The organism is Methanoculleus chikugoensis (assembly GCF_900095385.1).
In the GTDB taxonomy this organism is placed as follows: domain Archaea; phylum Halobacteriota; class Methanomicrobia; order Methanomicrobiales; family Methanoculleaceae; genus Methanoculleus; species Methanoculleus chikugoensis_A.
The window spans coordinates 22,790-28,842 of record NZ_FMID01000001.1 but is presented as its reverse complement, the minus strand read 5'-3'; the positions used below and the strand labels follow the sequence as shown (position 1 = coordinate 28,842).

At 61.7% G+C, this 6,053-nt stretch carries 7 protein-coding genes; 4 read left to right on the top strand and 3 right to left on the bottom strand.

Annotated features, from left to right (window positions below):
• Positions 1-260 precede the first annotated feature (260 nt).
• Positions 261-1,727: a sensor histidine kinase gene (locus L21_RS00165; protein ID WP_256711722.1), complete on the bottom strand. Its 1,467-nt coding sequence runs from the start codon at positions 1,725-1,727 to the stop codon at positions 261-263.
• A 437-nt stretch (positions 1,728-2,164) separates the two neighbouring features.
• On the opposite strand from L21_RS00165, the gene L21_RS00160 reads away from it, so the two are divergent.
• A complete protein-coding gene (locus L21_RS00160; protein WP_256711721.1) occupies positions 2,165-2,818 on the top strand; it encodes a DUF432 domain-containing protein in 654 nt (217 codons plus the stop codon).
• Positions 2,818-3,678, top strand: a complete 861-nt coding sequence (locus L21_RS00155) for a mechanosensitive ion channel family protein (RefSeq protein WP_074368496.1) — start codon at positions 2,818-2,820, stop codon at positions 3,676-3,678. The genes L21_RS00160 and L21_RS00155 overlap by 1 nt, the downstream gene beginning before the upstream one ends.
• 7 nt (positions 3,679-3,685) lie before the next feature.
• Here the strand turns inward: L21_RS00155 and L21_RS00150 are convergent, their stop codons facing one another.
• On the bottom strand, positions 3,686-4,348 hold the full coding sequence (locus tag L21_RS00150; RefSeq protein ID WP_074368489.1) for an MBL fold metallo-hydrolase: 663 nt from the start codon (positions 4,346-4,348) through the stop codon (positions 3,686-3,688).
• A gap of 107 nt (positions 4,349-4,455) precedes the next feature.
• Positions 4,456-5,193 (bottom strand): SIMPL domain-containing protein, encoded by a 738-nt coding sequence (locus tag L21_RS00145; protein WP_074368488.1) that lies wholly within the window; start codon positions 5,191-5,193, stop codon positions 4,456-4,458.
• Between the two features lie 221 nt (positions 5,194-5,414).
• Here L21_RS00145 and L21_RS00140 point away from each other — a divergent pair, with 221 nt between their 5' ends.
• The gene (locus L21_RS00140) at positions 5,415-5,699 is read left to right on the top strand and encodes a hypothetical protein (protein WP_074368495.1); all 285 of its coding nucleotides are present in this window, start codon (positions 5,415-5,417) and stop codon (positions 5,697-5,699) included.
• 85 nt (positions 5,700-5,784) lie between these two features.
• Positions 5,785-6,051: a hypothetical protein gene (locus L21_RS00135; protein ID WP_074368487.1), complete on the top strand. Its 267-nt coding sequence runs from the start codon at positions 5,785-5,787 to the stop codon at positions 6,049-6,051.
• The last annotated feature ends 2 nt before the right edge of the window (positions 6,052-6,053 follow it).

Genomic DNA, 6,053 nt, shown 5'->3' with positions numbered 1-6,053 from the left:
GGGGAGGGGGTGAACCCCCTCCCCGTCGGCCCCACCCCCGGTGGCGATATTCCTACGGTCCACTGCATGGGAGACTCTGGAAAAGAACCGTGCACGGCTTTCCACCGGCTATCGCCATGACTGCCCCCGCCCCCTCGGGGCGGGGGAGGAGGCCGAAGGCCGGGCGGGGTGGGGGCTACAAATGTTCAGGATGGGTAGAGACGGGGAATATGGGCTGCTCCCCCCTTCCCGCCGGCCCATCCCCAGTGGCGATATCCCCGCTAACACTTCTGGAAGATGATCTTGATTGCCGCCCCTTCCTCCGGTCTCCCGGGAACCCGGTCGGCCGCCCAGACGCGCCCGCCGTACCGGTTCACGAGGGTCTTGACGATGTGCAGCCCGAGACCCCTGCCCCCGGAGGGGGTTTTGCTCCCCTCACGGCTGAAACGGTCGAAGATGTTCGGCTTTGCGTGGTCCGGTATGCCGATGCCGGTGTCGGCGACGGTGAGTATCACGGTGTCGGTGGTCTCCATGACGGATATATCGATCCTGACCTTCATGCCGCCGAACTTGATGCTGTTGCTGATCAGGTTCGATATGGTGTGCTCGAGAAGGGGGGTTGCCCAGACCATGCAGGTCCCCCCCTCGTACCGGATATCGATGCCCGCATACCGCTGCACCTGGTCGCGGATGGTGGCGGAGAGGTCGACCGGCTCCAGGCGGATGCTGTGCCGGTCGAGCGTGGTCAGCAGTTCGACGTTCTTGATGACGTTGATCCCCTGCTCGATCGTGATCTTGACCCTCTGGGCGAGTTCCGCCTCCTCGCCGGAGAGCCGGTCGCGGAGCATCTCGATGATCGTTGCCGCAACCATGCTGGTGTTGTAGATATCGGTGCCGAGCAGGTCGAGGTAGAGGCTGGAGAGCCGGCTGGCCTGTTCGCAGGCGATCTCCCGGGTGAGGTCCCGGCCCACCCCGGTCGCGGCCACGGTCCTCCCGGAAGCGTTGTGCAGGGGATGGATGGCGATCTGCACCGACCGCTCCTCATCGCGCCATGAGAACGCCCGGGTCTCCGCTACGCTCTCCCCCGTCTCGATGACCCGGGACGCCGCCCCGGCCAGAAAGTCAGCCTCTTCCGGCGGAAACAGGGCATAGGGCGTCTTGCCCACGATTTCATCCGGGTTTACGCCCAGGTTCCAGCCGCCGCCCCAGAAGAACTGGGTGAAGATGCCGTCCCCGTCGAGCGTGAAGATCATGTCGGGCAGGGCGCTCGCCAGGATCTGCACCTGCTCCTCCGGCACGCCGCGGGACTCGTCGGCCGCCTCCTCGTGCGGGGCCTCGCGGAAGGTCTCGACCGCACCGATCTGTCGGCCGCCGGTATCGTAGAGGGGGGCTGCCACGCAGACGGCCGTTCTCCCGGAGAACGCCGGGATCTGCGACTCCGCGAGCAGTTCTTCACCTTCGTGCTGCAACAGGCGGTAATGGGCGCTCCCGACATCCTCGTGAGTCAGGATGCTGTTTGCCAGTGTGGGGTATGCCTCGCCGAACAACGCCTTTCCATGAGCGTACCCGCCTTTTCCCACGATCTCTTCCGCCGGGACGCCGGTGGACCGCTCCATGCTCTCGTTCCAGACGATCACCCGCCCCTCGCAGTCGAGGACGAGCGTCGGCTGCTGGAGGTGGGCGAAGATACTCACGGGTATCTGGCTGTGGTTCATGGATTCACTGACCCTTTTCTGTTCTATCTTCACCGTATCACCCGGGAACTCTTCTCGTCCCGCAACGCCGCGAATAGGCTCTCTCGCCCGGAACTCCGGGTAAGCCCTCCATGCCGGCCGATGCACGCCCCCTGTATATCACTCTTCGGGGCGAACGCACAGGAAAAATGTCTGGAGCGGTCGCTTAAAAGAGTGTCTATTTATCTTCTGCGAAATATACTATCAAAAAGATTTATTATTTATACCTTCCCAGTTCGTTCTCCTGATAATCGGAAAGTATTCCCACAAACGCTTTATTCCGTTCGAGTATCGCCATAAACGGCCGCATTTATCCATCTGCCGGGATCGGGTGGCGGAACGCGAACCCCCGAGATCGCGTCTATCGCGTAGATTAATATTTGAGTATTTGCAGATCATAGATGATGTTCGGGCGTTACAGGGACACTTTTCACCAGGAATCCGGTGATATTATGGTGGAAACCGGGAGCGTCGACGGTCTCCTGACGTACCGGCGCAGATGCGAAGGGCGGACGTTCGAGCGAATCCTGGTCTCAAAGACGGGTGAGATCGTCATCAACCCGGTGGAGCCGGGCAGCCTCCCCAAGGACATCACGGACCTCCTGATGATGGAGTTCCCCCCGATGATGATCGAACCCGGCGCCACCCAGACGGTCTACCTGAAGTTTCCCGTCGAGATCGGCGTATTTATAGAGTCCGCAAGGGATATCGAGGTGCTCGATATCTTCGGTCTCGGCAACCAGAAGTATACGCTCTATGGGCCTCCGGCAGACGGGGTCATTGCCCTGTACTGCCGGAGCGCGATCTACCCGGATATCCCTCCGGTCGAGTTCTACCGCGAGGGAGTGATGGAACTCTCCATCCAGAACCTCTCCCTCGAGTGGATGGAGGTCTCGTGTGCGGTCTTTAACAGCGTCGATATGATGATCTACTACGGCGACTTCGTCGCGACCTCCGCCACGATGAGGGTTCTCTCCAGGACGCTCGCAGAGACCGACTTCGTCGACGCGCCTCTCCGGCCCGGCATGGAGAAGGCCGTGGAGTTGAACAAGGCCCGCAAGATTCCGGTGCTCAACCGGGGCCACCTGATGGAGTGGGGGCACTGATGGCATTCAACGTGACCGAGATCCTGGAGATCCCGCTTGGGATCGGCGAGATTACCCTCGAAAATATCCTGTATTTTACCGTCGTCCTCACCGTCGGCGTGATCATTGCGAAGATCGTCGCGATAAACGTCCGCAGAATCCTCGCTGAGCGGCTGCCCAAGAATGAATCCGAACTGTTTGCAAAACTGATCTACTATATCATCATCATATGGGCATTCGTCATCGCGCTCCCGCAGCTGAAGTTCGACCTCTCCGGACTCCTGGTAGCGGGAGGAGTCGCCGGTCTGGTCATCGGTTTTGCCAGCCAGAGCGTCGTCTCGAACCTGATCTCCGGCCTCTTCCTGATGTTCGAGCGTCCGATCAAGCTCGGCGACAACATCAACGTCGCGGACGTCACCGGCAGCGTCGAGGATGTCCGTATCCTTTCGACGGTCATCAAGACCTACGACGGGATCTATATCCGGATCCCGAACGAGAAGGTCTTCACCTCGAACATCACGAACTACGTCCATAACGCAGCCCGACGGTTCACGTATGAGATCCGTATCCGGTATGAGGACGACGCCGATGCGGCGATCCGGATTGCCAGGGAGGTCATCGAGAAGCACCCCTTCGCACTCAAGAACCCGGCCCCCTCGGTCTTCGTCGACAACTTCGGCGAGCACAGCGTCAACCTGACTGCCTATATATGGGCGCCGGCCCGGAACTGGTGGGACGTCCGCACAGATCTCCTCTGGAAGATCAAACAGGCGCTTGAAGAGAACGGCATCGAGATACCCATCCCGCAGCGCACCGTCCGGTTTGTGGACGGGCTTGAGGGGAAGAACCGGGGTGTTGAGACGAACAGAGGGGAAGAGTAACCCTTTTTTACACCCGGTGCGTCTTCCCGACGCCGCCGGGCACGAACGACCCCGGGTAGCGCTCCGCGAGTTCCCCGATCCGGTCGGTGCAGTGCGATGTCGCGAGGTAGGCCACCCCTGCGAGCGCGTCGATGTCCTCGCCCGTGACGGTGTGGAGCCCACCGATGACGCCCCGAACCGGCCCGACCGCCGAGACCCGCTCGATGATCCGGCCGATATGGGGGTGTGCGCACCCGGTGACGACCAGGTGACCGCCCGGCGTCGATAGTACGAGCGACTGCTCCCGGGTATCCGTCCCGAGCGGCCCGGTCACGGCGATACCGTTCGCGACCTCCGTCCACTCTGTCACGATCCGCGGCTCGGTATACTTCCGTATCTCCGAGAGCGTCTTTTCTGAGAATGCGTCGTGGACATAGACCTCTGCCGCCGGGTTCGCGGCAAGAACCGCTTCGATGCCGCCGATATGGTCCCAGTGGTCGTGGGAGAGGACGAGGCGCCGGATGGCCGCAGGGTCGATGCCGAGCGCCCGCATATTGGATACGAGCACGTCTCCTTTGGCCCCGGTGTCAAAGAGCAGCCCCGCCTCTTCTATCAGGCAGGAAAATCCCCAGTCTGCCGTGAGCCCCTCCCGGCAGGGGATGTTGTTGTAGACCTCGGTTATCGTGAACATAGGAGAGACTTTCAGATCTCTCCTCTGAGGGGATTATGCTTTCCGATGGGGCAGTCCGGGGTTCGGAGGCCCCGGATCTCGCAGACGAAAAGAGGTGGTAGAGGTGATCAGGAGATGATGTAGGAGATGGAGACGGTGGCGGTCACGTCGATATCGCCGACCTCGAGCGGGGTTGCGACGGCTGAGCCCGCCGCCTTCTCCATGCCCGTGTAGCGGGTGTCGTAGGCCATGGGCACGTAGCTGCCGCCGACGTTGACCTCTTTGACGTCGACGATGGTCTTGCCGATGGCCGCGGCGACGGCGTCCGCGTCACCCCGTGCCTGTGCGACCGCGGCGGTCAGGGCCTGCGACCGGAACTCCTGCTGCTTTGCGTCGCTCAGGGTGAACGCGAACCGATTGACCTTGTTTGCACCGTTCTCTACCGCGAGGTCGACGATCTCGCCGGCGCGGTTCACGTCGTTCATCGTGACTTCGAGGCTGTTGACGACCCGGTAGTACTTGACCTTCGACGTTGTCAGGCCCCGGCTGTCGGTCTCGGTCACCGGGATGATGTTGTAGCCGGCGGTCCTGATATCCTTCTCCGGGATGCCGGCCTTCTTCAGCGCATTGACCACGGCGTCCATCCTCTCGGCGTTCTGCTGCTGTGCTGTCTTGACGTCGGCGTTCTCGGTCTCGACCGCGAAGACGACGACGGCCTCATCAGGCGTGGTCGTTACTTTGCCCGTGCCGGAGACGTGGATCAGTTTGTCCCTGGATTCCTGCGGCAACTGTGCGGTGACGCTGCCGATCACCGCGGCGCAGAGAACCATCAGGGCGATCCCCAGAAGTGCTGCTTTTCCTCGCATACGTATCAATCATCTCTTGAATCGGTCGAAATAAATATCTTGCTTTAACTACGAGATTTTTCGTAGTTTTAACCGGGCGGATCCGGAAATAGGTCGTTTTGCTCCGGGATTGCCCTGTCGCTCCCCCTTCTGGAGCACCGGCTCGCCGTCCGGCCGTCGCTACCGGGTGCACGACCCCGCCCCGGATCATCTTTTATACGAAGGGGGTGTTCGGGGGCGGCATGATTGGCGAGTTCGAGACCCTGCAGCGGCAGGCCATGATGGTGGAGATCGAGGAGATCATCCAGGCGACGCCCGACTACACCGACGTCAGGGAGGCGCTCCGGTCGCGCAACTTCATACCGGAGCGGGACGAGGAGAAGATCGCGATATGGGTGCAGCCTGAACTCGAGATCTTCGTCCTCCTGCAGATAAACCTCGGGGGCGGGTACGCGGGCTACCGGGTGGCCTCCTACGCCGACCTGGAAGAGAGCGAAGGCGGGCCTGCCGGGTTCAACGCCCGATAACCTCTTTCCGGGGCCCGCCGGCAGGCTCACTCTTCTTCACCCCCGCGGGTCAGGTTTATCCCGGCATACACGGTATGGTCGGCGTATGCCGGAACAGGTACCCCTCAACCGGGACGCACAGGAGGCCATGATGGCCAGGATCAGGGAGAGTCTCGCCGCGAACCCCACCTACGACGAGGTCCGGGAGTTCCTCGAGACGCTCGGGTTCCAGGCGAAGGAGGACAGGCCCGCCCTCGCCCTCTGGGAGAACGGCGAGCACGAGCTCTTTGTGCTGGTGCACATCGACCCGAAGACCGGGACGCCGCGCGACTACGCGGTGAGCACCTTCGAGGAGGTGGAGGGGTTCGAGTAGCC